28 protein-coding genes are annotated in these 24686 nt (G+C 69.7%); 5 read left to right on the forward strand and 23 right to left on the reverse strand.

Features of this window, described 5'->3' with window-relative positions:
- The first annotated feature begins 29 nt into the window (after window positions 1-29).
- From AC3A5N_RS03645 to AC3A5N_RS03655, 3 genes are read left to right on the forward strand one after another with little or no spacing between them, the layout of a single operon-like run.
- Window positions 30-1073: a phytoene/squalene synthase family protein gene (locus tag AC3A5N_RS03645; protein ID WP_487736311.1), complete on the forward strand. Its 1044-nt coding sequence runs from the start codon at window positions 30-32 to the stop codon at window positions 1071-1073.
- Window positions 1066-1557 carry an endonuclease domain-containing protein gene (locus AC3A5N_RS03650; RefSeq protein WP_487735942.1) on the forward strand — a complete coding sequence of 164 codons (492 nt, stop codon included), beginning with the start codon at window positions 1066-1068 and terminating at the stop codon, window positions 1555-1557. Before AC3A5N_RS03645 ends, AC3A5N_RS03650 begins: the two co-directional genes overlap by 8 nt.
- Complete coding sequence (locus AC3A5N_RS03655) at window positions 1554-3473, forward strand: acetyl/propionyl/methylcrotonyl-CoA carboxylase subunit alpha (RefSeq protein ID WP_487735943.1); 1920 nt, start codon at window positions 1554-1556, stop codon at window positions 3471-3473. Before AC3A5N_RS03650 ends, AC3A5N_RS03655 begins: the two co-directional genes overlap by 4 nt.
- A 172-nt stretch (window positions 3474-3645) precedes the next feature.
- Here the strand turns inward: AC3A5N_RS03655 and AC3A5N_RS03660 are convergent, their stop codons facing one another.
- The gene (locus AC3A5N_RS03660; protein WP_487735944.1) at window positions 3646-4920 is read right to left on the reverse strand and encodes a multidrug effflux MFS transporter; all 1275 of its coding nucleotides are present in this window, start codon (window positions 4918-4920) and stop codon (window positions 3646-3648) included.
- Window positions 4921-4986: 66 nt separating this feature from the next.
- Between AC3A5N_RS03660 and dinB the strand changes: the two genes are divergently transcribed.
- A complete protein-coding gene (gene dinB / locus AC3A5N_RS03665) occupies window positions 4987-6114 on the forward strand; it encodes a DNA polymerase IV (RefSeq protein ID WP_487735945.1) in 1128 nt (375 codons plus the stop codon).
- Here dinB and AC3A5N_RS03670 read toward each other — a convergent pair.
- From AC3A5N_RS03670 to AC3A5N_RS03690, 5 genes are all read right to left on the reverse strand, one after another.
- Window positions 6109-6519 (reverse strand): NUDIX hydrolase, encoded by a 411-nt coding sequence (locus tag AC3A5N_RS03670; protein ID WP_487735946.1) that lies wholly within the window; start codon window positions 6517-6519, stop codon window positions 6109-6111. The genes dinB and AC3A5N_RS03670 overlap by 6 nt on opposite strands.
- A 44-nt stretch (window positions 6520-6563) precedes the next feature.
- Window positions 6564-7184, reverse strand: a complete 621-nt coding sequence (locus tag AC3A5N_RS03675; RefSeq protein WP_487735947.1) for a 6-phosphogluconolactonase — start codon at window positions 7182-7184, stop codon at window positions 6564-6566.
- Between the two features lie 73 nt (window positions 7185-7257).
- A complete protein-coding gene (locus AC3A5N_RS03680) occupies window positions 7258-7719 on the reverse strand; it encodes a Dps family protein (protein WP_487735948.1) in 462 nt (153 codons plus the stop codon).
- 102 nt (window positions 7720-7821) lie between these two features.
- On the reverse strand, window positions 7822-8385 hold the full coding sequence (locus tag AC3A5N_RS03685; protein ID WP_487735949.1) for a TMEM165/GDT1 family protein: 564 nt from the start codon (window positions 8383-8385) through the stop codon (window positions 7822-7824).
- 203 nt (window positions 8386-8588) lie between these two features.
- On the reverse strand, window positions 8589-9911 hold the full coding sequence (locus tag AC3A5N_RS03690) for an alkaline phosphatase PhoX (RefSeq protein WP_487735950.1): 1323 nt from the start codon (window positions 9909-9911) through the stop codon (window positions 8589-8591).
- Window positions 9912-10116: 205 nt separating this feature from the next.
- Between AC3A5N_RS03690 and AC3A5N_RS03695 the strand changes: the two genes are divergently transcribed.
- Window positions 10117-10542: a hypothetical protein gene (locus AC3A5N_RS03695; RefSeq protein ID WP_487735951.1), complete on the forward strand. Its 426-nt coding sequence runs from the start codon at window positions 10117-10119 to the stop codon at window positions 10540-10542.
- On the opposite strand, the gene AC3A5N_RS03700 is transcribed toward AC3A5N_RS03695, so the two are convergent.
- The 17 genes from AC3A5N_RS03700 to fliF form a co-directional block, all read right to left on the reverse strand.
- Window positions 10509-11144 (reverse strand): response regulator transcription factor, encoded by a 636-nt coding sequence (locus AC3A5N_RS03700; RefSeq protein WP_487735952.1) that lies wholly within the window; start codon window positions 11142-11144, stop codon window positions 10509-10511. The genes AC3A5N_RS03695 and AC3A5N_RS03700 overlap by 34 nt on opposite strands.
- A 173-nt stretch (window positions 11145-11317) precedes the next feature.
- Window positions 11318-11713 (reverse strand): flagellar protein FliS, encoded by a 396-nt coding sequence (locus tag AC3A5N_RS03705; RefSeq protein ID WP_487735953.1) that lies wholly within the window; start codon window positions 11711-11713, stop codon window positions 11318-11320.
- A 4-nt stretch (window positions 11714-11717) separates the two neighbouring features.
- Window positions 11718-13139 (reverse strand): flagellar filament capping protein FliD, encoded by a 1422-nt coding sequence (fliD, locus tag AC3A5N_RS03710; RefSeq protein WP_487735954.1) that lies wholly within the window; start codon window positions 13137-13139, stop codon window positions 11718-11720.
- 191 nt (window positions 13140-13330) lie between these two features.
- Window positions 13331-14461: an EscU/YscU/HrcU family type III secretion system export apparatus switch protein gene (locus AC3A5N_RS03715; RefSeq protein WP_487735955.1), complete on the reverse strand. Its 1131-nt coding sequence runs from the start codon at window positions 14459-14461 to the stop codon at window positions 13331-13333.
- The gene (fliR, locus tag AC3A5N_RS03720; protein ID WP_487735956.1) at window positions 14458-15243 is read right to left on the reverse strand and encodes a flagellar biosynthetic protein FliR; all 786 of its coding nucleotides are present in this window, start codon (window positions 15241-15243) and stop codon (window positions 14458-14460) included. The genes AC3A5N_RS03715 and fliR overlap by 4 nt, the downstream gene beginning before the upstream one ends.
- Window positions 15240-15512, reverse strand: coding sequence for a flagellar biosynthetic protein FliQ (locus tag AC3A5N_RS03725; protein ID WP_203111760.1), 273 nt, complete (start codon window positions 15510-15512; stop codon window positions 15240-15242). The genes fliR and AC3A5N_RS03725 overlap by 4 nt, the downstream gene beginning before the upstream one ends.
- A 2-nt stretch (window positions 15513-15514) precedes the next feature.
- Window positions 15515-16270, reverse strand: coding sequence for a flagellar type III secretion system pore protein FliP (gene fliP, locus AC3A5N_RS03730; RefSeq protein WP_487735957.1), 756 nt, complete (start codon window positions 16268-16270; stop codon window positions 15515-15517).
- Window positions 16267-16545 carry a flagellar biosynthetic protein FliO gene (locus AC3A5N_RS03735; protein ID WP_487735958.1) on the reverse strand — a complete coding sequence of 93 codons (279 nt, stop codon included), beginning with the start codon at window positions 16543-16545 and terminating at the stop codon, window positions 16267-16269. Before AC3A5N_RS03735 ends, fliP begins: the two co-directional genes overlap by 4 nt.
- Window positions 16545-16883, reverse strand: a complete 339-nt coding sequence (fliN, locus tag AC3A5N_RS03740) for a flagellar motor switch protein FliN (protein ID WP_487735959.1) — start codon at window positions 16881-16883, stop codon at window positions 16545-16547. The genes AC3A5N_RS03735 and fliN overlap by 1 nt, the downstream gene beginning before the upstream one ends.
- Window positions 16880-17779 carry a FliM/FliN family flagellar motor switch protein gene (locus tag AC3A5N_RS03745; protein WP_487735960.1) on the reverse strand — a complete coding sequence of 300 codons (900 nt, stop codon included), beginning with the start codon at window positions 17777-17779 and terminating at the stop codon, window positions 16880-16882. Before AC3A5N_RS03745 ends, fliN begins: the two co-directional genes overlap by 4 nt.
- Complete coding sequence (locus tag AC3A5N_RS03750) at window positions 17776-18360, reverse strand: flagellar basal body-associated FliL family protein (RefSeq protein WP_487735961.1); 585 nt, start codon at window positions 18358-18360, stop codon at window positions 17776-17778. Before AC3A5N_RS03750 ends, AC3A5N_RS03745 begins: the two co-directional genes overlap by 4 nt.
- A gap of 33 nt (window positions 18361-18393) precedes the next feature.
- The gene (locus AC3A5N_RS03755; protein ID WP_487735962.1) at window positions 18394-19659 is read right to left on the reverse strand and encodes a hypothetical protein; all 1266 of its coding nucleotides are present in this window, start codon (window positions 19657-19659) and stop codon (window positions 18394-18396) included.
- A 31-nt stretch (window positions 19660-19690) separates the two neighbouring features.
- Window positions 19691-20128: a hypothetical protein gene (locus tag AC3A5N_RS03760; RefSeq protein WP_487735963.1), complete on the reverse strand. Its 438-nt coding sequence runs from the start codon at window positions 20126-20128 to the stop codon at window positions 19691-19693.
- Window positions 20129-20130: 2 nt separating this feature from the next.
- The gene (locus tag AC3A5N_RS03765; protein ID WP_487735964.1) at window positions 20131-21462 is read right to left on the reverse strand and encodes a FliI/YscN family ATPase; all 1332 of its coding nucleotides are present in this window, start codon (window positions 21460-21462) and stop codon (window positions 20131-20133) included.
- Window positions 21456-22046 (reverse strand): FliH/SctL family protein, encoded by a 591-nt coding sequence (locus AC3A5N_RS03770; protein WP_487735965.1) that lies wholly within the window; start codon window positions 22044-22046, stop codon window positions 21456-21458. Before AC3A5N_RS03770 ends, AC3A5N_RS03765 begins: the two co-directional genes overlap by 7 nt.
- The gene (fliG, locus tag AC3A5N_RS03775) at window positions 22039-23052 is read right to left on the reverse strand and encodes a flagellar motor switch protein FliG (RefSeq protein ID WP_487735966.1); all 1014 of its coding nucleotides are present in this window, start codon (window positions 23050-23052) and stop codon (window positions 22039-22041) included. Before fliG ends, AC3A5N_RS03770 begins: the two co-directional genes overlap by 8 nt.
- Window positions 23052-24683 carry a flagellar basal-body MS-ring/collar protein FliF gene (fliF, locus tag AC3A5N_RS03780; RefSeq protein ID WP_487735967.1) on the reverse strand — a complete coding sequence of 544 codons (1632 nt, stop codon included), beginning with the start codon at window positions 24681-24683 and terminating at the stop codon, window positions 23052-23054. The genes fliG and fliF overlap by 1 nt, the downstream gene beginning before the upstream one ends.
- Window positions 24684-24686 lie beyond the last annotated feature (3 nt).

Here is a 24686-nt window from a genome sequence, read left to right on the forward strand (position 1 = left end):
TGAGCCGCCCACGCCGGGTCGTGCCGCGGATGCTGGCGCCGTCGCGCATCCTGCGGACGACGCCGGCGCAGGCCGGCGGTGGGCGCGAGCGCTGGTCGCTCGTGGAGCACGCCTACGACGCGATCGCCGAAGGATCGCAGAGCTTCGCCACCGCCAGCGAACTGTTCGACCGCGCCACGCGCGAGCGGGTCTGGCTGCTCTATGCCTGGTGCCGGCGGTGCGACGATCTTGCCGACGGGCAGGACCACGGCGGCGAGCCGGGCGACCATGCCGACGCCGACAAGCGCCTGCGCGCAATTCGCCTGCTGACCGAGCGCGCTTTCGAAGGCCTGCCCACGGCCGACCCGGCGTTCGACGCCTTCGGCCTCGTCGCGCGCGAATGCGGGCTGACGCGCGAGATGGCCGAGGACGTCATCATGGGCTTCGAGCTCGACGCGGCCGGCTGGCGTCCGCGCACGGAGCGCGACCTTGCTCGCTACTGCTACCACGTCGCGGGTGCGGTCGGCGTGATGATGGCGGTGGTCATGGGTGTGCCGAAGGACGATTCGGAAATGCTCGACCGCGCCTGCGACCTCGGCATTGCCTTCCAGCTCGCCAATATCGCCCGCGACATCGGCGAGGACGACGCGGCCGACCGCTGCTACCTGCCGATCGAGTGGTTGGTCGAGGAGGACATCGAGCCGGGCCAGCACGTGAAGCCGCACCACCGCGGCGAACTTGCCGACATGGCCGCGCGGCTGGTCGCGCTGATGGAACAGCACGAGGCGGCCGCGAAGCTCGGCACCACGCGCCTGCCGTTCCGCAGCCGCTGGGCCGTGCTCGCCGCCGCGCGCATCTACGGGGCGATCGGGCGCGAGGTTCGCGCACGCGGCCGGGCGGCCTGGGATCACCGCGTGGTGATCTCGCGCTGGGAAAAGACGAAGCACGTCCTCGGCGCCTTCTGGGAAGCGCTGCGCAACCGCCCGCAGCCGCCCGAGGCCATGCCGGAGTGGACCCGCGGCGATATCCTGATCGACGTCCGCATGGCCGGCCCGATCGCCAAGCCTCCGATGCATCCCCTGCCGGATGAGTGAAAGTCCTCCCCGGATCGGGGAGGGGGACCGCCCCGGCGCGAGCCGGGGTGGTGGAGGGGGCCTGCGGGTCGTCGATGGCCAGCCGATTCGGCGCATAAAGCGCGCGCGAGCCCTTCGCCGACAGATGAGCTTGCCCGAAGTCCTGCTGTGGCAGGAATTGCGCAAGCGGCCGGGCGGGTTTCGCTTTCGTCGCCAGGTTCCCTTCGATCCCTATGTCGCCGACTTCGCCTGCCTCTCCGCGCGCCTCATCATCGAAGTCGATGGCGCCTCGCACGAGAGGGGGAACGCGCCGAAGCGAGACTTGCGGCGCGACGCAGTTCTGGCGCAACAGGGTATGCGGACCCTGAGAATTCCAGCACGCGATGTGCTGAATGATGTGGAGATTTGCGTGACTGCCATTGTCGCTGCCTGCCGCGAGGCCGGGCCCCCTCCACCATCCGCCGAGGCGGATGGTCCCCCTCCCCGGTCCGGGGAGGAACTATGATCACCAAGCTTCTGATCGCCAATCGCGGCGAGATCGCCTGCCGCATCATCCGCACCGCGCGCGATATGGGAATCGCCACCGTGGCGGTCTACTCCGATGCCGACGCCCGCGCGCTGCATGTCCGTCAGGCTGACGAGGCGGTCCATATCGGCCCTTCGCCCGCGGCCGAGAGCTACCTCGTCGGCGAGAAGATCATCACGGCCGCGCAGCAGACCGGGGCGCAGGCGGTCCATCCCGGCTATGGCTTCCTGTCCGAGAATGCCGATTTCGCGCAGGCGGTGATCGACGCGGGGCTGATCTGGGTCGGGCCGAAGCCGCAGAGCATTCGCGCGATGGGTCTCAAGGACGCGGCGAAGAAGCTGATGCGCGCCGCCGGCGTTCCGGTGACGCCCGGTTACGAGGGCGAGGACCAGTCGGTCGAACGGCTCACGAAAGAGGCCGATGCGATCGGCTATCCGGTGCTGATCAAGGCCGTCGCCGGCGGCGGCGGCAAGGGCATGCGCAAGGTCGATGTCGCGGGCGAGTTCGAAGCAGCACTCGAATCCTGCCGGCGGGAGGCCAAGGCGAGCTTCGGCAACACGCAAGTCCTGCTGGAGAAGTGGATCACCTCCCCCCGCCATATCGAGGTGCAGGTGTTCGGCGACAGCCACGGCAATGTCGTCCACCTGTTCGAGCGCGACTGCTCCTTGCAGCGGCGGCACCAGAAAGTGATCGAGGAAGCCCCGGCGCCGGGCATGGACGAGGCGACACGCGAGGCGATCTGCGACGCCGCGGTTCGCGCGGCGAAGGCGGTCGACTACGAAGGCGCGGGCACGATCGAGTTCATCGCCGATGCCAGCGAGGGCCTGCGCGCGACCCACATCTTCTTCATGGAGATGAACACCCGCCTGCAGGTCGAACATCCGGTGACCGAGGAGATCACCGGCGTCGATCTGGTCGAATGGCAATTACGGGTCGCGAGCGGGGAGCCGGTGCCGCTCCGCCAAGAGGAACTGCGCATCGACGGGCACGCGATCGAAGCGCGGCTCTACGCCGAGGACCCTTCGAGCGGGTTCCTGCCTAGCACCGGGCCGCTGGAGCACCTCGACTTCGGGCCGGCCGATCGCGTCGAGACGGGAGTGGAGGAAGGCGGCGCGGTGTCGCCGTTCTACGACCCGATGATCGCCAAGCTGGTCTGCTACGGCGCTGACCGGGAGGAAGCGATCGACGCCCTGCTGGAGGCGGTGAACGGGACCGAAGTCTGGCCCGTGCGCACCAATGCGGGGTTCCTGGGCCGGGCGCTCGACAGCCGGGCCTTTCGCGCGGGCGAACTCGATACCGGGTTCATCGCTGCGGCGGGGGACGATCTCATCCCCTCGGCCGAACCGAGCGACGCGGTGTGGCACGTCGCGGCCCGCCTCGCGACCGACGACGCATTCGACCAGCCGCTCGCCGGTTTCCGTCTCAACGCGCCGCCCCGCGCTTCGGTCGCACTTGTGAGCGGGGGCGAAACGCGCCTTGTCGACCTGGAGACCGCGCACGCCGGCACGGTGTCGGTCGAAGACGATGTGCCGTCTTTCGATGGCCCCGATGCGGATGAGGGCCCGGTCGTCACCGGCTACCTGGACGGCGAGGAGATCGTCACCTTCGCTTCCGGCATGGCCTATCGCTTCTCACTCGCGGCGCGCGGCACCGGCCACGCTTCGGCCAGCGACGGGGCGATCGTCGCGCCGATGCCGGGCAAGGTGATCGCGGTCGATGTGGCGCAAGGGGACACCGTCACCGCCGGTCAGCGGTTGATGGTGCTGGAGGCGATGAAGATGGAGCACGCCCTCACCGCGCCGTTCGACGGCACCGTGACGGAGCTCGCCGCCAGCACAGGCGCGCAAGTCCAGGTCGAGGCGCTGCTGGCGGTGGTGGAGCCGGTGGGAGAGTAAGTCCCCCTTCGCACTTTCCCGTCATCCCAGCGTAAGCTGGGATCGTTCTCCGCCAGGTCGGACTTTGTGGCACGCGATCCCAGCTTTCGCTGGGATGACGGCGGGAGTGGTAGCGGGGCCGCTGAAGTGCCCACCTCCCCTCCTCTTCAGAGGAGGGGGCTTGCAGTGCAGGTCAATCGTCGTCCGCCACGGGAGGGCCGAACAGTTCGCCTTTTTCGCTGAACAGCACGAAGCCCAGCGTCAGCACCGCTGTCACCAGCAGTGCGAGGGCCAGCGGGCGGGCCGTGCCATCGTAGGCGAAGCCGATCACCGCGCCCAGCGCCGCGCCGCTGGTCATGCGCAGGAAGCCCTGTGCCGAGGAGGCGGCACCCGCGATGTGGCGGAAGGGCTGGAGCGCGATCGAACCGAAGTTCGCGCCGATGAAGCCGAGCAGGCTCATGTTCGCAGCCATCAGCGGCACGAAAGTCCACAGCGATTCGTCCGGCTGGCTGGCGAACCAGAGCTGCAGCGCGGCGACCGCGATGAACACGAACAGCGCCGCATGGCTCACCCGGCGCGCGCCGAAACGCTCGACGATGCGCGAGTTCGACCAGTTCGAAACCGCCATGCAAGCGGCGCAGATGGCGAAGATCAGCGGGAAGCTGTCGCCCGCGCCGAAGGCCTCGCCGATGAGCTGCTGGCTCGAGTTGATGAAGCCGAACAGGCCGCCGAACACCAGCGCGCTGCCGAGCGTGTAGCCGATCGTCTCTCGCAGGGTGACCGCGCTCGCCATGTTGCGCAGGATCGGGCGCAGGCGGATTTCCTGCCGGTCGCGGGCATGCAGCGTCTCGGGCAGGCGCCAGTGGACCCACGCCGTCATGAGGATGGCAGCAGCGGCCATCACGGCAAAGATCCAGCGCCAGTCGCCGAACAGCTCAATCACGCCTTGCCCGATGCTCGGTGCGATCGCCGGCACGAGCAGGAAGATGACGAAGATCAGGCTCATCATCCGCGCCATGCGATCGCCGCCCACGCGGTCGCGGATGATCGCCGGCGGCAGTGCGACGATGCCGGCGGCGGAGAAGCCCTGCACCGCGCGCAGCGCGACCAGCGCTTCGAACGAGGTGGCAAGCGCGCAGGCGATCGAGAACACGATATAGGCGCCGAGCGCGACGAACAGCACCGGCCGCCGCCCGAAGCGGTCGGCGAAGCTGCCGGGCACGAGCGTGCCGAGACCGGTTGCGAGCAGATAGGCGCCGACTACGAACTGCCGGCTGTTGCCCGTAATCCCAAGATCGACCGCGAGATCGTCAAGCGCGGGCAGGATCGCGTCGATGCCGAAAGCGTTGAGCGCCATCAGCAGCGCCATCATCCAGATCAGCTCGCGCTCGCCGATCGGCGGGCGTTTCGCCAGGCTGGAGGGCCGGCGGACCTCGCCTTCGTCGTCGGACCAGGTTTCATTTCGCATCTGCACAATATCGCCTTTGCGACGAACGGTTCCGCTTTGCAACCGGGGGGATTATCCTGATCCGCGATGGACGATCCGGCATACGAGGAGGAAGAGACCGACGAGGCGCAGGGTCTGCGCAAGATCATCCATGTCGACATGGATGCCTTCTTCGCCAGCGTCGAGCAGCGCGATCATCCCGAGCTGCGCGGCAAGCCGGTGGCGGTCGGCGGATCGGGCGGGCGCGGGGTGGTCGCGGCGGCGAGCTACGAATCGAGGCGGTTCGGCGTGCGCAGCGCGATGCCCTCGGTCACCGCCAAGCGGCTGTGCCCGGACCTGATCTTCGTCCGCGCGCGGTTCGAGGTCTACAAGGAGGTGTCGCAAGCGATCCGCGCGATCTTCCGCCACTACACCCCGCATGTCGAACCGCTGAGCCTCGACGAAGCCTACCTCGACGTGACCGACGATATCCGCGGGATCGGCTCGGCCACGCGCATCGCGCAGCTGATCCGCCAGCGGATCCGCGAGGAGACGCACCTCACCGCGAGCGCCGGCGTCTCGTACAACAAGTTCCTCGCCAAGCTCGCGAGCGACCAGAACAAGCCCGACGGGCTGTGCGTGATCCGGCCCGGCGAGGGCGCGGCGTTCGTCGCCGGGCTGCCGGTGCGCCGGTTCCACGGGATCGGCCCGAAGGGCGCGGAGAAGATGGCGCGGCTCGGGATCGCGACCGGCGCCGATCTCGCGGCCAGGGACATCGCCTTCCTGCGCGCCAACTTCGGCAGCTTCGCCGACTACCTCTACCGCGCGGCGCGAGGTATCGATCTCAGGCCCGTGCGCGCCAACCGCATCCGCAAGTCGGTCGGCGGCGAGCGGACGTACGGCGAGGACATCTCGAGTGGCCATGCCCTGCGCGAGGCGCTCGACAATATCGTCGACATTGTGTGGGACAGCATCGAACGCACCGGGGCGAAGGGCCGCACGGTCACGCTGAAAATGAAATACACCGATTTCCAGATCGTCAGCCGGGCACGAAGCCTGCCCCGCAACGTGGCCGACAAGGGCGAATTCGCGCGTCTCGGGCACGAGCTGCTCGAAGCGCTGCTGCCGCTGCCGCTGCCGATCCGGCTGATGGGATTGACGCTGTCCAACCTCGAGCAGGCCGGAAACGCGCAGGAGCGGCCGCGCGACGAGGCGCAGCTCTCGCTGCTGCTATGACCGCTCGCGCCAGAGCGCGAGCCGGCGGCGCGTGCGTTCGCCGAGCGGCTCGGGTAGCGAGTGTGGCGGAAACAGCCGCGCCTCGATGATCTCGCGCATGTCCGGCCGCGGCGTGCCCGAGACACGTGCGGCAAAGACGTGGACCCTGTGGAGCGCGCCGTGGAGCACGTCGTCCTGCACGCAGAGGAGCGTCATCGCATGGGCCTCGCACCCGGTCTCCTCGCGCAATTCGCGCCGCGCCGCGGCTTCCGGATCCTCGCCGCGGCGGAGGCCGCCGGTGGGGAAGCACCAGCCCCCCGTTCCGTAGCTCTGACGGACCAGCAGCAGCCGTCCCTCGATGTCGCTGGCGACGACGATGCAGCCATTCACTCGCGGCCGCGCCAGCTTCCACCAGACCTTCCGCACCGCGTGAGCCAAACGATAGGCCCTGCGGTGCAGCGAAGCCGGAATCAGACGAAGCACGTGACCGGCTGGATCGCTGCCGAGAGCAGGCGCGCGACCGGCAGGTCGTGCTCGCCGCGCATGGCCGCTTCGAACACCGCCCGCTTGTCGTCCCCCCGGATCACGAACAACAGCTCGTCGCTGGCGAGCAGCGCGGGTATGGTCAGCGTGACGCGGTCGAACGGCGCCTCGGGCGGCAGCGGGTCGGGTGTCAGCCGGCGGATCGGCGCCGGATCGTCCACTTGCGGGTCGGTGTTGAGGAAGAGCGAGGCGATGTGCCCGTCAGCCCCCATGCCGAGCCAGGCGAGCGCGAAACGGGGCACCTGCTCCATCTCGGTCAGCGTCACCACTTCGGCGCCGAGCGGTTCGAGCGCGGCGCGGATGCGGCCGGTGTTGCTCGCCGGATGATCCTCGGGGACGATCCGGTCGTCCCCCGGCCAGACGAGCAGCCGGGCCCAGTCGATCGGCGCGTCGGCGAGCCGCTCGAGGATCGGGAACGGCGTCGATCCGCCGGGCATGGTGATCGCCGCGGACCCGTGGGTTTCGGCCAGTGCGCGCTCGATCCGCCCGCCCAGCCACTCGGCAATCCGCGCGTCGTCCGCGCCTTCGATCAGAGTTACGTTCGCCATGCCCGCTGCATAGCAAGAAACCCGCGGCGACCAAGCATCGCCGCGGGTTTTGCGCTTGTGAATACGAGTGCGCTTACTTGAGCGTCTGGGTGAGGAACCAGATGCGTTCCTCGGCCTCGTCGATCCAGTCGTCGACGATCCCGCTGGTCGCATTGTCGCCGGCTTCCTCGGCCGCGTCCTTGACGTCGCCCAGGCGCGTGTGGAGCTTGCGGTTGTCGTCGCGCAGTTCCTTGACCATCGCGTCGGCATCGAGCGTCGCATCGTCCTGGTCGGAGACCTGCGTCGCCTTGGCGATCGAGCCGATCGAGGTCAGTGTCACCTCGCCGTTCTTGCGCACGCGCTCGCCGATCAGGTCGACCGTGCCGACGAGCTGCGCGGCCTGCTCGTCGAACAGGAGGTGAAGGTCGCGAAAGCGGGGACCCGCCACGTGCCAGTGGAAGTTCTTGGTCTTGACGTAGAGCGCCAGCGTATCCGCCAGCGCGCCGTTCAGCGCATCGACTAGCGCCTTTTTGGAATTGTCGCCCTTCTTGGCCATGGTCCGTCCCTTCTTTTTTGCGGAGAATGGTTCGTCTATCGAACGCGACGGGCGCGGATCGGTTTCACCGCTTTCGGGGGTTTTACTGATCGCCTCGGTCGATCACGACACAATCCCACGCGCGGAAAGCCCGATGAACAGTGCGAGCGCTAGCGTCACCGCCGCAAGCGCGAGCCGGATGGCGCGCAGCGGCATGCGGTGCACCAGCGCCGCGCCCGCCGCCCAGGCCGCCGCGAGCGCGAGCGCCCCGCCGAGCGCTCCGCCGATCCCGGCCAGTACCGGCGCTCCCGTCGCCGCTGCGATCGCGAAGACGAGGAAGCGCGCCCCGTCGCCGAACTGCTTGGCCACCAGCACGATCACGATCGCCGCGAGGGATCGGGTCGGTTCCTCCGGCGCGGCATAGCGCGCGGGCCAGGCGAGTTCGATTGCGGCGAAGAGCAGTGCGATCGCAACCAACATGGTCTTCGCCGCATCGGGCAGCAGTCCGGAGATCACCTGCCCCGCAAGCGCCATCGCCAGCGCCGATAGCGCCGCGCTGACCACCGCCGCCGCCAAGACCCCCGCACCCCGCCGGGAGGCGCTGGAGAAATGCGCGACGATCAATTGGTCCCTGCTGCCGATCGTGCCCAGCAGCACCGCGACGAATGCGAAGAACAGCGAAGGCATCGCGCGGGATCATGCGGGCGGAGCGCTGCGGGGACAAGCGGCTATTTTTTGGTGGCGATCGGGGAGAGGGTTCGCACAGGGCGCTCCCCCCTTCCCGTCATCCCAGCGAAAGCTGGGATCGCTACCCGCCCCAGGTCGGACTTCGCTGCACGCGATCCCAGCTTTCGCTGGGATGACGGAATGGAGAAGAAGCGCGGTGATCTCTAAGCCACCCACGGCCCCTGAATCGCGAAGGTCTTTGCCGGGCTGTAAGCGTTGACGAACAGGGTGCGGCCGTCGGGCGAGAAGCAGGCACCAGCCCATTCGGTCTGTTCGTGGAGGAAGGCGAGCGGATAGGCGGCGCCTTCGGGCGTGATCCCGCGCAGGTGGTTCTCGACAACGTCGGTGTACTGGTCCTCGCACACCACCAAGTGGCCGTTGGGCCCCACGGTCAGATTATCGCCGTAGTTGAACTGGTCGGGGCTGGTCGATTCGAAGAACAGTTGCAGCCGGTCGGCCTGCCCGCCGCGGCCGGGGATGAGACGGAAGATCTGGCCGAGCTTGGCCGCGCCGCCACTTGTGCAGCAGAAGTAGAGCTCGCCGTCACCCATGTGGATGCCCTCGCCGCGAGCGAACAGCGCCGCGCCCGCAGCCGCGCCGCGCTGGCGCAGATCGTCCTCCGGCGCTTCGACGTTGTCGAGATCGACCCAGCGCACCTCGGCCCAGGCATCGACCGGCATCGGCGCGCCCTGCCAGTTGCGCGTGTCCGCCGGCGCATCGACGATTGCGAGCGCCTGGAGCTTTCCGCCTTCGGCCAGCTTGCCCGGCGTGTTCGGGATGAAGCGATAGAGCAGGCTGTCGTCGCGATCCTCGGTCTGGTAGACGATCCCGGTCGCCGGATCGACACAGGCGGCCTCGTGATTGAAGCGGCCCATCGCCTTCAGCGGCACGGGATCGACCAGTCCGGGCGCGGACGCGGGCACTTCGAACGTCCAGCCGTGGTCCTGGTTGATCCGCCCGTCGGCGCGCACCGGCGCTTCCTCGCAGGTCAGCCAGCTTCCCCAAGGCGTCACCCCGCCCGCGCAGTTGCGGATCGTGCCGGCGAGCGAGCGATACTCCTTCTCGACCGCCAGCGTTTCGGCATCGAGCACCAGCGTGGTCGTTCCACCGGGCAGCGGGATGAGGCTGCGCGCCACAGTGTCGAACGCCGGGCCCGCGACGCCGCCGCCGTCCTTGCCGGGCACGAGCTCGTGATTGCGAACCAGAGCGATCTTGCCGCCGCCGAGATCGAAGCAGCCCATGCCGTCGGCCGCGTCGGGCACGGTGAATCCATCGCTCATCGCGTCGCCCAGCTTCGAGAGCACGCGGTAGGAGAACCCTTCCGGCAGGTCGATCAGCCCCGCCGGGTCCGGCCGCAGCGGGCCGTAGCCGGCAGTGCGCGAGGCGCCCGCCATGGTGGTCGAACAGCCGCTCGCCGCCAGCGCGGCAAAGGCGCTGCCGGTGGCGGCGAGGAATGTGCGGCGGTCGGCGGTGAGCGATGCAGGCATGTGCGGATCCCTGAAGAGTTACGTGGCCCCGATGCGATAGCAGCGTGACGCAGGGATGACAGGCCACATTTGCGGCCGCGAATTGGGTTCCGGCGCGGAAAACGCCTCCTTACGGCTGACTGGAGGCTCCGTCTGGCGCGCAATAATTCCGGTCCGGCGCTAACGGGTATACCTTTCGCGGCGAAACCGGGAGGGGGCACCCCCTATGGAGCCGCGCGACAATGCCTGTCTCGATGCGTTAAGCTGGTTCGAGAGTCTTGCCCGCCTGTCCGCCTGGACGGCGGCCGAAGCTCCGATCGAGAACGTCCTGCGCCTGTCGTATCATCTCGCCGCGCTCGCGCCGCCGCCGTTCGGCGCAATCGCGGCCTGCACGCTGGACGAAAGCGCGTTCGACAAGCTGCTCGAGCGCCAGGCCTTTGAAGCCGCGGCTGCCGCGCTGATCGGGACGGCGCTGTCCTGCGAAATCGTCTCGCGCGGTGGGGGCTCCGCGACGGGACGCGTCTGGCTGGAGGGCGACACGGATGAGAGCCTCGCCAGTTCGGACATGCCCGCCATGGCGCTCGTGCGCGCCTGGCTCGCCTTCATGCTGAGCCTGAATCAGGCGACCGGCAGTTCCCACAAGTCCGCGTAGATCCCGATCCGCACCGCGTCGGACGTCGATCGGGCATCGAGCTTGCGCATCACGTTCTTGCGATAGATCTCGACCGTCCGCGGGCTGAGGTCGAGCTCGGCGGCGATCTGCTTGTTCGAATTGCCGTTCAGCAGCGAGACGAGCACGTCGTGCTCGCGCCCCGTGAGCTGCCCCACCGAGGCCTTCGCCTGGGCCCGGGCGAGTTCGATCTGTCGCCTGCGGTCACCTTCCTCGCCTAACCGCCGCAACGTTTCGTCGAGCAGCGCGGGCTCGAACGGCCAGCGCAGATAGTCGAGCGCGCCTTCGCGCATCGCCCGCACGACCTGCTCCGGCTGGGGCGCCTCGCAGTAGATCGCGACCGGATAGTAGCGCCCCTTGCCACGCAGGCTGGCGAAGAATTCGGAGAACCCGTCCCGCTCCGCCTGGTCGGCCATCAGCACAGCTCCGCTGGACGGCAGGATGCGCAGGAACTCGCTGATATCCTCGTAGATTTCGGCATGGAGCCTGCGCGCCAACAGCTCGCGCGAGATCTCGGCACGCCGGCGCGTGTCGAAGTCGATCACATGCACGGGCAGACCGCCCGCGACCCCGGTCACATCCATGGCCGGCACCCGTCCGAACAGCGCCGCGCCTCGCGCGTGCAGCAGTCAATCGGTGCAAGGCCGATGCGGGAATTCTGCGCCCCCAAGCTCAATCAAACCCCCCGGTCAGCCGGGGCGGCGTTAACTTAATGGCAAGGGTTCTGCAAACGTTAAAATGTGTTTCGCGGAGCCGTTCAGCCCTCCGCCGCGGGCGACTGTGCTGCGCCGCGCAGGGCGGCCTCGATCTCGAGGAAATCCTGCCGCACCGAAGCGAGCAGATCGGCGTTGAAATCGGTCACGCTGCCCAACACCGCCTGCCGCGCCGCGCCGTAGACCTGCAGCAGCGCTTCGGCCAGCGGAGCCTTGCGGTCCACACCCATTTCCAGCGCGGTGATCGCGGTCAGCGCGCGGGTCAATGCCTTGCTGCGCAGCATGGGATCGCCGCGTTCCTGCGCGAACAGGGCGGAGCCGAGGCCCGCGATCGCCTGCTCGAGGCAGAGCTGCACGAGCGCCGCAGAATCGCCGCCGTGCACCCGCGCGTCGAGTGAGCTGCGGCGGTAGGCCTCGTGCGGATCGGTGAGCGCCAGCATCGCCTCAGTCCTTCCCGGCATTCCATGCGTCGATCTGCGACTGAAGGAACGACAGCGTCGATTGCGAGGCGGCAATGCGCGAGTCCGCCTTGGCGAAACGCGCGACCATGTTGGCGCGCAGGGTTTCCTGCTGGTCGGCCAGCTTCGCGGCCGCTTCCGAAAGGTCGGTCGACTGCGACTGATAGCGCGCGATCGACCCGGCAAGCGAACCCGGATCGCCGGTGCGCGAAGCCTGGCGCGAGATCCGGTCGACGGTCGCATAGATGCCGTAGAGGCCGGTGGTGAACATCGCGGCGACGCCGCCCGGGTCGCGCGCCAGCGTCGCATCGAGGCGCGCGGTGTCGAGCCGGAAGGTGCCGTCGCGCTGGATCGCGAGGCCGAGATCGGCCAGCGTGCGCGGGGCGCCCTCGGGCGCGTTGGGCATGATCTCCATGCCCGAGAGCTCCGACAGCGTGCGCTTGAGCGCGCGGGCGCCCGGATCGCGCGCGAGGTCGCCGCTCATCGGATCGGTCGCGGTGTAGAGCTCGCTCACCACTTCGTTGAGGGCGTTGACGATGTCCTGCATCGCCGAGGAGATCGTGCCGACCGGGCTGGGAAAGCCGATCGTGGTCGGCGCGCCGGCATTGGTGCCGGTCAGCGTGAGTGCCAGCCCGGGCGCCACCGCTCCGACGTCGTTGCTGGCGCTGGTCATGGCGATGCCGTCGAGCTTGAACTGGGCATCGGCGGAGGCGGCGAGCAGCCGGGCCGGATCGCCACCGGCGGCCGGATCCCACGCCAGCGCCGCCAGCCCTTCCTCGCCCACGGTCTCGGCCGCCTCGACGATGAAGCCGCTCTTCGCGCCCTCGGCTCCCTTGATCACGAGCTGCGCACCCTGCGGGCCCTGCGCGACGTAGGCGCCCACCCCGGCATTCTTGGCGTTGATCGCATTGGCAATTTCGGTGAGCGTCGAGCCGCTGGCGATGTCGACGGTCACCGCCGTCTGCTCGGCATCGGCCGTGAAGCCCGTGCCGTCGGTCGTGCCGAAGCGGAAGGTCAGCGACCCCGCCCCGACCGCCGCGGCCGGGTCGGCCATGGCGGGGCCCACCAGCGTCTGTCCCCGCGCGAGCGCGAGCACTTCGAGGCTGTAGGAGCCGGAGCCGGTCGTGCCCGGCGGGCTGGTTGCCGTGGCGACGGCCGAGTTGCCGATCTGCGGCTTGACCGCGAGGTCGCCCGCACGGACCCGGTCGCCCAGCGCGCTCGCCAGCATGGCCAGTGTGTTCTTGAGCGAAGACGCGGCGGAGATCTGCCGCTCGAGCTCCTCGCTCCTGGTGCTCAGCCGGTCGTTGCGCAGGGCGAACTGCGCGTCGGCGAGGTCGCTCGCCAACTTGACCATATCGATCCCGCTACCTGCTCCGAGACCGGCGATGATGGACGACATTTCGCTCATGACGGTGAGAACGGCTCCTGCAGGCGCGGGTTAAGAGGCAGCTTCCACAATAGCCCTCTCCCCTTCAGGGGAGAGGGTTGGGAGAGGGGGAGTCGCACAACGGCTTTTATCTGGCACACCCCCTCTCAACTCCGGCTAGCGAGCAAGCTCGCAAGCCTGCGTATCTCTCCCCTAAAGGGGAGAGAGCTTTGTCAGGATGCAACGCGGCCGTCGGCATCGAAGCGCAGCTCCACCGGCACTTCGACCGCCGGCGCGGGCCGCGCCTCGCCGCGCTTGAGCGAGAGCACGAAGGCCAGGACGGAGGCGATCGCGGCATAGAGCTCCTCGCGGATCGTCTGGTTCTCGCGCGTGGTGTAGTAGACGGAGCGCGCGAGCTGCGGATATTCGAGCAGCGGCACGCCGTATTCGCGCGCCAGCTCCTTCATCGCCGCTGCCTTGTCGCCGCGCCCCTTGGCGAGCACGATCGGCGCGGCCGCCTTGTCGGGATCGTAGACCATCGCGACCGCGAAGTGCGTCGGGTTGGTAAGCACGAACTGCGCCTCACGCATCGAATGCGCCACGCCCCCGGCCGCGATATCGCGCTGGCGCTGGCGGCGGTGCGCGCGCGCCTCCGGCGAGCCTTCGGCCTGCTTGTGCTCGTCGCGCATTTCCTGGTGGCTCATCTTGAGCCGCTGATTGCGGCGCAGCCACTGGATCGGCGCGTCGATCAGCGCGATCACGATCAACCCGCCGGCGAGCGCGATCAGCAGCGAGGTCACCGCGCCCCAGGCAGCGGTGAGCTGCTGCGACAGGTTGCCGCCGCCGAGCCCTATGATCGTCTCCAGCCAGCTCCGCCCCCAGGCCCAGGCGATCGCGCCGAGCAGCGCGACCTTGAGAATGCCCTTGCCCATCTCGATCCAGCCGGTCGGGCCGAACATGCGCTTGAGCCCGGCGAGCGGATTGATGCGCGAGCCCTTGAAGGCGAGGTTCTCGTTCACCCAGCGCCCTTCCCCGCCGAAGCCGAGCTGAGTGATCAGCGCCAGCGCGATCATTGGCACGGCGATCGTGAGGATCGGCGGCAGGGCGACGAACAGGCTGACCGTCATCATGCGGCCGGGCTGGAAATCGGTCATGTCGCGGCGGTCGAACACCAGGCTCTCGCGCACGATCTGGCTCATCTCGTCGAGCAGCCAGGGCCCCGCGAATATCAGCCAGGCGGCGCCGAACAGGATCCCGACCGCCGTGGTCGCCTCGCGCGAGCGCAGGACATCGCCCTTGCGCGCGGCGTCGCGCTTGCGCTTCTCGGTCGGCGCGAAAGTCTTTTCGCCGGCGGTCTCGCTCATTGCACCAGCACCCGTTCGGTCTGGCCGAGCGCCATTTCGGCAATGTCGCCGAACTGCTCGTAGATCATCGGCGCGGCGATGATCAGCGCCGCGATCCCCGCCAGCACGCCGGCCGGCAGGCCGAGCGCGAAGAGGTTGAGCGAGGGGGCCGACCGGCTGAGCACGCCGGTCAGCATCTGCACCAGCAGCAGCACCAGCGTGACCGGCAGCGCGATGCGCACCGCGGTCTCGAACATGGCGCCGGCGAAGCTCGCGACTTGCGCGAAGCCGTCGGCGCCCAGCCAGGTCTGGCCCGGCGGGAAGGCGCGATAGCTTTCGACCAGCAGCGCGATCCAGTGCAGGTGCGCGCCAAGCGCAAGGAAGATCAGGATCAGGACGATCGTGAAATACTGGCCGAACGCGGTCGTCTGCCCGCCCCCGTTCGGATCGGCCGCCATGGCCATGCTCATGCCCATCGCCCCCCCGATCACTTCGGCGGCGATCACGGGCGCGGCGAAGGCGATCTGGAGCACGAAGCCGAGCGTCAGCCCGACCGCCACTTCGCCCGCGACGGCGAGCAGGCCGGCGGCGGAAAACAGCGCCTCGGGCGGGGTCACAGCGGGCAGCCAGACGGCAACGAAAATCGCCAGCGCCCCGGTCATGCAGACGCGCACCGTCATCGGGACCGATGCCGCGCCGAAGATCGGTGCGGCGAGCAGGGCGGCGCCGATGCGCGTCATCAGGAACACGACGCGCCAGAAGTCCTGCTCGATCGCGCCGAGGCCGAAATCGAGTGCGATCACTTCCCGATCCTGGCGATTTCCATGAAGATTTCCTGCATGAAGTCGCCCAGCAGCGCCATCATCGAGGCGCCGAAGAGGACCAGCACGAGCGCCACCGCGGCGAGCTTGGGCACGAAAGTCAGCGTCTGTTCGTTGACCGAGGTGGCCGCCTGAATCAGGCCGACGACGAGGCCGATGGCGAGGCTCGCCAGCAGCACGGGCGCGGCGACCAGCGCGGTGATCCACAGCATGCGGTCCGCCAGCGCGAGGAGAATGGGAAGCTCGTCCACGGTCAGGCGAAACTCGAGGCGAGCGAGCCCATCAGCAGCGCCCATCCGTCGACGAGGACGAACAGCAGCAGCTTGAACGGCAGCGAGACGAGCATCGGGCTCATCATCATCATGCCCAGGCTCATCAGCACGCTGGAGACGACGAGGTCGATCACCAGGAACGGCAGGAACAGCATGAAGCCGATCTGGAACGCGGTCTTGAGCTCGCTGGTGACAAAGGCCGGCAGCAGGATCGAGAACGGCACCTCGGCCGTGCTGGCGAATTTCGGCGCGTTGGCGATATCGGCGAACATCTGCAGGTCGCGCTCGCGCGTCTGGCGGATCATGAAGGCGTGGAACTGGTCGCCGGCGACTTCGATCGCCTCTTCGGCGTTCATCTGCCCGGCCGCGTACGGCGCGATCGCGGCGTCGTTCACGCGCTCCAGCGTGGGCGCCATGACGAACAGCGAAAGGAACAGCGACAGCCCGATCAGAACCTGGTTGGGCGGCGACTGCTGCAGGCCGAGCGCCTGGCGCAGGATCGCGAGCACGACGATGATCCGCGTGAAGCTGGTCATCATCAGGATCAGCGCCGGCAGGATCGTCAGCAGCCCCATGACGAGGAGCAACTGGAGCGACATGCTCAGCGGCTCTCCGCCCGCGCCGCCGAGTTCGCCGAACGCGCGGTCGAGCGCGCCGGGCACGGCGGCCTGCGCCTTGGCCGCAGCGGGAATGGCGAGCGCGGCAAGCGCGCCCAGAATGGCCGCCAGCCGCTTCACGCGGCGTCCTCCACCGCCGGGCGGGCCGGCGCTTCGGCAAGCCGCGTCAGGCCCGCGCGCGAGGTCGAGACGAGGATCTCGCGTCCGTGGAACTCGATCACGGCGAGGCGCATGGTCGGCGAGAGCATGGTCGTCTCGACGATCCGCACCGCCTTCGTCCCGCCCTGCGGCGCGCCGAACTTGCCCTGCATCCGCTGGGCCAGCTTCAGGGTGCCCCAGATCATCAGGCCGATCAGCGGCAGTAGGACCAGCAGCTTGACGACGTACCAGAACATCAGGCGGCGCCTTCCGCCTGCTTGGCACCGGACTTGGTGGTGACCTCGATCGGCGGCGCGCGCCGTTCGCGGGGCGCCGCGGCGGGCTGGTTGGCGCCGACCAGTTCGAGGATGCGCAGGCCGAAGCGGTTGCCCTCGGCCACGACTTCGCCCTTGGCGATCAGCTTGCCGTTGACCAGCACGTCGAGCGGCTCGTCGGTCAGGCGGTCGAGCATGACCACGCTTTCCTCCGCCAGGTCGAGGACTTCGCGCAGGTTCATCTGCGCGCGGCCGAGCTCGACCGTGAGGCGGACGTCGATGTCCTGAATCAGGCCGAAGCCGGGAGTTGCATCGGTCATCGGGTTTCCTTTCCGGTGAAAGTCTGGGTGATCTGGAGCGCGACCTGGTCGTCGACTTCGCCGACGGTGCCGCGGGCGATGACGATCTCGCCCACCTGCAGCGGCACGTTGCGCGCGACCATGATCGGAAGAACGGTGCCCGGCTGGATCGCGGCCAGGCGGTGGAGCGGCATTTCCATGTCGACCAGCCGCGCGCTGGCGGCGAGCGGCAGGTCGGCAAACGGCGCCTCGTGGATGCCCGGCTTGCGGCGCGAGACCGGCGCGCGGGGCGCCGAGGCACGCTTGGGCAGGAGCGAAGAAAGCGCGGCGGTCTCGAGTGCGAGCACGATGTGCCAGGTGCGCCCGCGGGTCGCGACCTCGAGCGTCAGCGCGGTCAGCTCCGCATCGGGCGCGAAGGGCGCGCGAAGCTCGGCCGGCGAGGAACTGTCGGTGCGGAATTCGAGACCACCGAGCTCGCCCGCCATCGCGGCGAGGACCTGGCGTTCGAACCGCTGCGACAGCAGCCGTGCGGTGTGCGGCAGCTCGGCCGGCAGACGCTCGCCGATCTCGCCCGTGCCGCCGAAAGTGCGGTCGAGCTGTTCGAGGATCGCGCGCCCGTCGAGCGCGAGGAACAGGGCATGCCCGGCCATGCCGAAGCGGTGGCGGCTCGGGGCGATCAGCGGCGCGCAGTGGCCCGTCAGTTCCGCCCCCGCGAGCGCCTGCGCGCCGAGCGAGGCGACGCGCGTCTCGGCATCGTTGGCCACGGCGGCGACGCTGGCGCGCAGGGCGCCGCACAGGCGGGCGGCGAACCGTTCGAACTCGGGACCGAGCTCGACCGGCGCCTCGCGCCCGCGCAGCAGCACGCCCGCGTGGGTCGCAGGACGGCGACCCGCCTTGGGAGAAGCGCGGCGCGTCATTGGACGATGAAGGTCCGGAAGTAGACGTTGTCGACCCCGCCGAAGCCTTCCTGCTCGACGAGCACGGCGTTGACCGCGTCGGTCAGGCGCTTCTGCAGGTCCTTCTTGCCCGCGCTGGTCATCACCGTTTCCTCGGGCGTGTCGGCAAGCTCGACGAGGATGCGCGAGCGGATCGCGAGCTGGTGCTCGTCGAGCCACATCAGCACGCGCCCGTCGCGACGGGTCGAGGCGGCGAGGCTCACCTGGATGAGGCCGTCGCTGTTCTTGAGGTTCGAAGTGAAGTCCTCGGCGAAGCTGAAATAGGCAGTGCGGTACTTGTTGCCGCCTTCGCCGTGGACGACGTCGGTTTTGCCGGTGGAGCCCTTCGGCGCGGGCGGTGCGTAGGGGTCTTTCTCTCCCTTGAGCACGAACTGCGGCCCGGCTTCCGTGGCATTCGCGCCGGCCATCTGGATCACGCCGGTCGACATCAGGCCGAACACCGTGCCCCCGGCCGCACCGGCGACGAGCACACCCACCAGCAGCAGCTTGAGCACGCCCCTGCCCTTGGCCGGCTTGTCCTGGTTGTCCTTCTTGTCACTCATTCCTTGGTCCTCGAATTGGATGCGTTGGCCGGGTCAGGCGTAGATCGCGGAGCCGTCGCCGCGGCGAGCGCCCTGCCCGGAGGTGTCGGTGTCGGCGCGGCGGCGGCCTTCGTGCCGCTCACGGTGCGGTGGATTGCCTTCGGCAGAGCCGCCGTCGCGGTCGGCAAGCGATCCGCCGCGGGCGGACGCATTGCCGCCGCTCTGCGCGTTCTGCTGGCTGCCCGGCGCGCTTCCGTCGCCCTGCGTGAAGGCCGGCCGGTCCGCCACGGCAGCGGCGACCGCGCGGTGCGCCTCGGGATCGGCCGCGGCGATCTGGACGCCGAGCTGGCCGTCGCGCCGCTGGTCGAAGCGAAGCGAGAGCTCGCCGAATTCGGCATGGTCGAGCGCCAGCGTCGCGCCCTTGCCCGCCATCGCCTCGCGCGCCGAGGCGAGGCTGTCGACGATCCGACTGAGCTCGCGCGCGATGCCGGTCTCGACCGCGGGTTTGTCGGCAGTGAAGGACGGCGCGGCGTCGCTCGCGGCGCCGGCTGGGGTGGCAGCGGCAAGGGCCGCGGGCTGCACCGGTGCCGGCGTTTGGACCGAAGCGGGTTCGGCGACGATCCTGCTCGGCGCCTTCACGGCCGGCTCGGCCGCAGGGCGATCGCCGGCGGCCGGGTCGCGCCCGCGCTCGGCCGAAGCGCCGGCGGGCTGGAACTTGGCGGCGAGCTCGACCGCGGGCTTGTCCGCAGCGAGCGCCGGATCGCGCGGCGCGGCGGCCGTCTCGCCCGTTGCGGGCAGCGGCGCGACTTGGATCGCGACGGCAGGTGTCGCCGGCTTGGCGGCCTCGCCCTCTGCCTGCGCGGGGAGCGGAAGACCAGCAGGAAGCTGGGGCACGAACGGGAGTGCGGACGCGGCGGTTGCGGGCGCGGAGGCGTGCCCTGCCTTGGCCACCGGCTCGCCAGCCGCCGGCTGCACGACCTGCGGCGGCGTCAGCGCCAGCGTGGTCAGAGCAGCCTCGGCGGCACCGGCATTCTCCGCCGCTTCCGGCAAAGCCTCGGCATCGGCCGGCAAGATCTTGCCGGTTCCGGCAATGTCCGGCAGCGCGATGACCGGAACGGCCTCGCCCTCGTCTTCGACGGCTATCTCTGGTGTCTCGGAAGTCGGCTCCTCGGCCTGCCCGCCCTGCACAGCGGCGCCGAGGGCGGAGAGCAGGCGCGAGAACGCGCCTTGCACGCCCGCTTCGCCGCCTGTCGCCGGTGCGGCCGCGCCGAGGTCGAGCACCGAGGGCGCCTTGGACTGGGAAAGAAGCTGAGAAATCATTGGCCTGCCGTGTGCGATTGAACGCACACGTTTATTCAAGATGCGTGCCAGTTTTCCTCGCGCCGTTCCTCGCGCCGATGGGTTCGCGCTTCTCGACCTTTTCGTGGATCGCGCGGGCGAGATCGCGGCGCCCTTCCTCCGCCTTCTGCAGACGGCGCTCGGCGACCGCGAGATCGGCCAGCCGGTCGTCCGCCTCGCGCCGGGCGTGTTCGGCCTGCAATGCGGCGGTCGCGCCGAGATCGCGGAGATGGCTGCCAAGCACGGTGGCGCTGCGCAAGTCGGCGCCGTCGCGCGAGGTGTCGCGCAGGGCATAGACCTGCGCCAGCGTGCGCGTGCGTTCGGAAAGCTGTTCGAGCTTCTGCCGCACCGCTTCGGCCCGGTGCGCTTCGGCCGCGGCCTGGCGCTGCTCGGCCGAGCGCAGCCGCTCGATCAGGCGCGCGCGGCGCAGGCGCCCCCTGTCGCCAGTCATCGTCACTGGTCATTGCCGATCAGCTGCCGGAGCTGCACGGTGGCCTCGTCCAGCGAAACGCGCTCGGCCACGTCCTGCTTGAGGAATTCGGCGATCTGGGGGTGGAGCGCGATGCCGCGGTCGACCAGCGGATCGGCCCCGGGGCGGTAGGCACCCATCAGCAGCAGGTCGCGGTTGCTCTCGTAGGCCGAAACGAGCGCGCGCAGGCTGCGCGCGAGCAGGTTCTGCTGCGGGCTCGCGACGTCGCTCATCACGCGGCTGAGCGAAGCGCCGACGTCGATCGCCGGATATTGCCCCCGCTGTGCGAGATCGCGCGAGAGCACGACGTGGCCGTCGAGGATCGAGCGGGCCGTGTCCACCACCGGATCGTTCTGGTCGTCGCCGTCGGCGAGCACGGTGTAGATCCCGGTGATCGAGCCGCCGCTTTCGGCCGAATTGCCCGCCCGCTCGACCAGCTTGGTGATCGTCGACAGCGCCGAAGGCGGATAGCCGCGCGCTGCGCCGGGCTCGCCGAGCAGTATCCCGATCTCGCGCGCCGCATGGGCGATGCGGGTCAGGCTGTCCTGGATCAGCAGCACGCGCAGGCCCTGCGCGCGGAAATATTCGGCGAGCGAGGTCGCCAGCAGCGCGCCGCGCAGCCGCAGGTTCGCGGCATGGTCGGCAGGAACGGCGACGACTGCCGTGCGCGCGGCCGCCTCGCCCTGCATGTGCCGTTCGACGAAGTCGGAGACCTCGCGCGCGCGCTCGCCGATCAGGCCGACCACGACCACGTCGGCTTCCGCGCCGTGCGCGATCATGTCGATCAGCACCGACTTGCCGACGCCCGAGCCGGCCATGATGCCGACGCGCTGGCCGATGCCGAAGGTGGTCAGCGCGTTGATCGCGCGAATGCCGGTGTCGAACGGCTCGCGCACGCTCGCGCGGTCGAGCGCGCCGGTGCGCTTGCCGCCCGCGGGCCATTCCGCGCGCGAGCGCAGCGGCGGGCCGCCGTCGATCGGGCGGCCGAGGCCGTCGACCGCGCGGCCGAGAAAGGCCGGGCCGACCGGCAGCATGCCTGGCCGCCCTTCCGGCCGCACGGGCACGCCGGGACGCAGCAGCACGCTGTCGCCGAGCATCATCATCATCGTGCGTCCGTTGCGGAAGCCGATCGCCTCGGCGGTGAGCGTCGCGCCCTTGCCGTCGTCGATCCGGCACAGGCCGCCGATGGGCACCGAAAGGCCGCTGACCTCGATCAGCCCGCCGTCGCAGGCCGCGATCCGGCCGAAGCGGCGCGGGTGCAGGTCGACCGGCGGCATGGCGAGTTCGCCGAGCACCGTGTCCAGCTCGCTCAGCACTCGCGGAAGGCCTCTTCGAGGATGCGGCGCCATTGCGACGGCCCGTCCTCGATCCCGCCGTCCTCGGTTTCGATCCGCAAGCCCCCGCGCTCGACCGAGGGGTCGGGCGCGGCGACGAGATCGGCCGGCAGCCGGCTTTCGACCAGCGCCAGATCGTCGGGGTGAAGCAACACGCGGCGTTCGTCCTGCGCACGCTGGAGCATGGCGGTGGCCTTGCCGATCCGCGCGACGAGGCCGTCCTCGTCGAGCGCGAGCGGCAGTATCGCGTCCTCGCACAACGCCAGCACCGTGAGCCGCAGACGCTCGCGCAAGGCGGCGGCGCTTTCGGCGTCGAAGCGGGCGAAGGCGAGCTCGATCGCGTGCCGCCGGGCATCGCGTTCGCGTTCCTCCTCGCGGGCGCGGGCTTCCGCCTGCGCCGCGCCTTCGGCGAATCCCCGCTCGTAGGCTTCCGCCACGGGATCGGGCTCGGGCTCGGCCGCCGCTACCGCCTCGGAGGCAACGACGAACAGGGGCGAAAAGCGCGGATCGCGCGAAAAACCGCCGCTGCCGCGCAGCCGCTCCAGCGGGAGGCAGGCCTTAGACATAGTCGTCGTCCGCCCCGCCGACCACGATCGTTCCGTCGGCCGCGAGCCGCTTGGCGGTCGCGATGATCGCCTTCTGCGCTGCTTCCACGTCGGCGCGCTTGATCCGGCCGCGTTCCTCGATCTCGTCGCGCAGACCGTCCGCCGCGCGGCTCGACATGGCGCCGAAGAAGACCTCGCGCTGCGCTTCCTCGAGGCCCTTGAGCGCGTCGATCAGCACTTCGCTCTCGATCTCGCGCAGGAGCTGCCCGATCGTCTGGGTGTCGAGGTCGAGCAAGTGCTCGAACTTGAACATCTCGCTCTCGATGTCGCGGGCGAGCTGCTTGTCGAGCTTGTTGAGGCCCGGGATGACGCGCTTCTCCATGCTGCGTGCGGCGCTGTTCATGATCTCCGCCGCCTCGCGCACGCCGCCCATGGTCAGTTTCCTGATCCCGTGAGTGCCGGCGATCTTCGTGGCCAGGGTTTCCTCCAGGATCGCGATCGCCTCGGGCGAGACCGGCCCCAGGCTGGCGATCCGGTGGACGACCGGGGTGTGCAGGTCCTCCGGCAGACCGGCGAGCACCGCCGCGGCGGTCGCGGGTTCGAGCTGGACGAGCAGCACGGCGATCGCCTGCGGATGCTCGTCCTGAATCAGCGGGATCAGCACGTCGGGCTCGAGCCACTGGGCGATCTCGAGCGCCGGGTTGCGCGGCGCGTTCTCGGGCGGGGCGACGCGGCGCATGATGCTGTCCGCCTTCACTTCGCCGAGCGCGCCGGTCATGATCCGGCGCACGTTATCGATCCGGCCGTGCGCGGTGATGCCCGACTGGCTGGCGGAATTGGCGAAGCTGGCGATCGCATCGGCGATCGCCGTCGGCCCGATGTCGCCCAACTCGCACATCTTGGCGCCGAGCCTGCGCAGTTCCTCGGGCGAGAGGCCGGCGAGCAGCCTCGCCGCCTCTTCCTCGCCGAGCAGCATGACCATGACCGCGGCGCGGTCGGCTCCGTCGAATTCGATCGGGGCGGCCATCACGCCACGCCTTCGGTGCTGCGCGTCTCGCTGAGCATGCGGCGCAGCGCCTGGAGCGCGTCGTCCGGCTGCTCGCGCGCGATGCGCTGGGCGAGTTCGATCTGCGCGGAAAGCTCCTCGCGGTCGGGCTCGTCGTTCATCGCGATCAGCGCGGGCCGGCGGCCGGCGGGGAGCACGGTCATTTCACCTTCCGCCTCCTCGCCTTCCTCATCCCTGCGGCCGGTCAGCGCGCGGACGATCGGCCGGGCAACGAACAGCAGGACGAGAACAACGCAGATCAGCGCCACCAGATTGCGCACGACCATCGCGAACCACGGCGTTTCCCAGAACGGCGGTTCCTCGGCCACGGGCGGGTCGAACGGGCGGACGATGACCGCCACCGTGTCGCCCCGCGCCGTATCGGCGCCGACGGCCGCCGCGACGAGGTCCTCGAACTTCTTGATGTCGGCGGGCCTGGCGCCCTGCAGCACGTCCTGGTTGATCGCGACCGCAACCGACAGGCGCTTCACGCTCCCCGGCGCGACGTTCGACACGGCGACCTCGCGGCCGAGCTCGTACGTGCGGGTCGCGCTGCTTTCGCCCACTTCGGGCGCCGCACCGGCGGCGGGTCCACCCTCCGGTGCGCCTTCGACCGCTTTGGGCGCCGGCGGGGGGGTGTTCGACAGCACGCCGGGCACGCCGACCGCGGCGCCGGGACCGGCCATGGTCGAGGTCTGGGTCGTCTCGCGGCGCACCGCGCCGTCCTTGTCGTAGCTCTCGCGGGCCGAGGTCACCTCGTTCATGTCGAGCGCGACCTGGATCTCGCTGGAGAAGTTCTCGGCCCCGATCATCGGCGCGAGCAGTTGGTCGACCTGCGAGCGCAGCTTCGCCTCCATCCGCGTCTGCAGCTCCAGCCGGTCGGATTCGCCGCCAGCGGGGTCCGACAGCAGGCGGCCGTGCTGGTCGACTATGCGCACCGCGTCGATCGACAGGCCCGGCACCGAAGCGGCGACGAGGTTGGCGATCGCGGTGACCTGCGATTCGGAAAGCTGCCGCCCTCGCGCCAGCCGCAGCATGACCGAGGCGGTCGGCGGCAGATTGTCGCGCACGAAGACCGAGCGCTCGGCCTGCGCGAGATGGACGCGGACCGATTCCACGCCGTCGATCTCGCGGATCGTCAGCATCAGGTCGCGTTCCTGCGCGGCGCGCAGCCGGTCGCCTTCGAGTGTGCGGCTGGCGCCCATCGGCAGCGCATCGATCAGGTCCTGCCCGGTCTCGGGCGTGGCGAGCGCGCCGTCGGAGGCGACGACCATGCGCGCGCGGTAGAGATCGTCCGCACCCACGGTGAGCGCGCCGGTGGCATTGTCGATCGTGTAGCCGATCGATGCGGCTTCGAGAGCGCTGACCACGCCGGCGCGATCGGCGTCGCCGAGCGAGCTGTAGAGCATCCGCTGCGGCGCCGGCGCGAGCGCGGCCCAGAGCAGCGCTGCCACTCCCACGGCGGAAAGCCCGGCGAACCAGGGCAGCGCCTTCCTCACCGCGGGCTGCGCCACGAAAGCGGCGGCGCGGTCCTTGAACGAACCGGCGCCCCTTGCGCGAAGCGGCGCAAGGAGCGACCCGGAGGAAGCACTCGTGGGAACGAGGTCGCTCATCTA

This window comes from Pelagerythrobacter sp. Soil_C_18 (genome assembly GCF_057657235.1).

What these genes read in the sequence shown, in the direction of transcription:
- AC3A5N_RS03645 (WP_487736311.1), top strand. Translation starts at nt 30, where the DNA reads ATGCTGGCGCCGTCGCGCATCCTGCGGACGACGCCGGCGCAGGCCGGC.
- AC3A5N_RS03650 (WP_487735942.1), top strand. Translation starts at nt 1,066, where the DNA reads ATGAGTGAAAGTCCTCCCCGGATCGGGGAGGGGGACCGCCCCGGCGCG.
- AC3A5N_RS03655 (WP_487735943.1), top strand. Translation starts at nt 1,554, where the DNA reads ATGATCACCAAGCTTCTGATCGCCAATCGCGGCGAGATCGCCTGCCGC.
- AC3A5N_RS03660 (WP_487735944.1), bottom strand. Translation starts at nt 4,920, where the DNA reads ATGCGAAATGAAACCTGGTCCGACGACGAAGGCGAGGTCCGCCGGCCC.
- dinB (WP_487735945.1), top strand. Translation starts at nt 4,987, where the DNA reads ATGGACGATCCGGCATACGAGGAGGAAGAGACCGACGAGGCGCAGGGT.
- AC3A5N_RS03675 (WP_487735947.1), bottom strand. Translation starts at nt 7,184, where the DNA reads ATGGCGAACGTAACTCTGATCGAAGGCGCGGACGACGCGCGGATTGCC.
- AC3A5N_RS03680 (WP_487735948.1), bottom strand. Translation starts at nt 7,719, where the DNA reads ATGGCCAAGAAGGGCGACAATTCCAAAAAGGCGCTAGTCGATGCGCTG.
- AC3A5N_RS03685 (WP_487735949.1), bottom strand. Translation starts at nt 8,385, where the DNA reads ATGCCTTCGCTGTTCTTCGCATTCGTCGCGGTGCTGCTGGGCACGATC.
- AC3A5N_RS03690 (WP_487735950.1), bottom strand. Translation starts at nt 9,911, where the DNA reads ATGCCTGCATCGCTCACCGCCGACCGCCGCACATTCCTCGCCGCCACC.
- AC3A5N_RS03695 (WP_487735951.1), top strand. Translation starts at nt 10,117, where the DNA reads ATGGAGCCGCGCGACAATGCCTGTCTCGATGCGTTAAGCTGGTTCGAG.
- AC3A5N_RS03700 (WP_487735952.1), bottom strand. Translation starts at nt 11,144, where the DNA reads ATGGATGTGACCGGGGTCGCGGGCGGTCTGCCCGTGCATGTGATCGAC.
- AC3A5N_RS03705 (WP_487735953.1), bottom strand. Translation starts at nt 11,713, where the DNA reads ATGCTGGCGCTCACCGATCCGCACGAGGCCTACCGCCGCAGCTCACTC.
- fliD (WP_487735954.1), bottom strand. Translation starts at nt 13,139, where the DNA reads ATGAGCGAAATGTCGTCCATCATCGCCGGTCTCGGAGCAGGTAGCGGG.
- AC3A5N_RS03715 (WP_487735955.1), bottom strand. Translation starts at nt 14,461, where the DNA reads ATGAGCGAGACCGCCGGCGAAAAGACTTTCGCGCCGACCGAGAAGCGC.
- AC3A5N_RS03735 (WP_487735958.1), bottom strand. Translation starts at nt 16,545, where the DNA reads ATGTTCTGGTACGTCGTCAAGCTGCTGGTCCTACTGCCGCTGATCGGC.
- fliN (WP_487735959.1), bottom strand. Translation starts at nt 16,883, where the DNA reads ATGACCGATGCAACTCCCGGCTTCGGCCTGATTCAGGACATCGACGTC.
- AC3A5N_RS03745 (WP_487735960.1), bottom strand. Translation starts at nt 17,779, where the DNA reads ATGACGCGCCGCGCTTCTCCCAAGGCGGGTCGCCGTCCTGCGACCCAC.
- AC3A5N_RS03750 (WP_487735961.1), bottom strand. Translation starts at nt 18,360, where the DNA reads ATGAGTGACAAGAAGGACAACCAGGACAAGCCGGCCAAGGGCAGGGGC.
- AC3A5N_RS03755 (WP_487735962.1), bottom strand. Translation starts at nt 19,659, where the DNA reads ATGATTTCTCAGCTTCTTTCCCAGTCCAAGGCGCCCTCGGTGCTCGAC.
- AC3A5N_RS03760 (WP_487735963.1), bottom strand. Translation starts at nt 20,128, where the DNA reads ATGACTGGCGACAGGGGGCGCCTGCGCCGCGCGCGCCTGATCGAGCGG.
- AC3A5N_RS03770 (WP_487735965.1), bottom strand. Translation starts at nt 22,046, where the DNA reads ATGTCTAAGGCCTGCCTCCCGCTGGAGCGGCTGCGCGGCAGCGGCGGT.
- fliG (WP_487735966.1), bottom strand. Translation starts at nt 23,052, where the DNA reads ATGGCCGCCCCGATCGAATTCGACGGAGCCGACCGCGCCGCGGTCATG.
- fliF (WP_487735967.1), bottom strand. Translation starts at nt 24,683, where the DNA reads ATGAGCGACCTCGTTCCCACGAGTGCTTCCTCCGGGTCGCTCCTTGCG.